Genomic DNA, 601 nt, shown 5'->3' with positions numbered 1-601 from the left:
TCTCGAAGCGTAGCGAGAGGTTGTCCGCGTCTCACGGCGAGGAAACAACAACCAGAAATACAAATAAAAAAAGGAGAGCGTAGTATCCCAAAGGTCAATCAACTTTGTATTTTGAAATATCATCAATTAACCTCGGAGCAAAGGTGGTCAGGAAAAACTGCCGTTGCCATTCAAGGACCGCCTGAAAGCATTGCAACAGACAACGGACTAAAATTCGCGGCACATAAGGACATTGCAAAGTTCTTGGGAGTGCCCGTGTATTTCGCCGTTTCATATTGTTCATGGCAATAGGGAGCTATTGAGAATACAAATAAACTAATCAGTCAATACATACCGAAAAAAGATTCGCTTGAACATTACACAGGCAAGGGAATGGATTTGATACAAAAGAAACTGAACGTAAGACCGAGAGAAAAATTAAGCTTTTCTACACCCAAACGCGAATTCTTCAAACACCTTTTGTAATTTTGCGCTTGCTGGTTGGCTCTTGGGGGCGAATGGGATTGCGCGTGCGTTTCAAGATAGTGGCGGAATGTATGCGCGTTTTCGGTTTTTTCCTTTAAAAGCCCACTTGTCTCGAACGCGGTTTTTGAAAAATTGG

Annotated in this window: 1 pseudogene; it reads left to right on the top strand. The window is 42.8% G+C overall.

The window, feature by feature from the left end:
• Positions 1 to 154: 154 nt before the first annotated feature.
• A pseudogene (locus HMPREF1640_RS13940) lies at positions 155 to 465 on the top strand (IS30 family transposase); the annotation flags it as partial.
• Between the last annotated feature and the right edge of the window lie 136 nt (positions 466 to 601).

This window comes from Prevotella sp. S7-1-8, assembly GCF_000758925.1.
Taxonomy (GTDB): domain Bacteria; phylum Bacteroidota; class Bacteroidia; order Bacteroidales; family Bacteroidaceae; genus Prevotella.
This window is presented reverse-complemented; position numbering and strand designations above follow the sequence as displayed.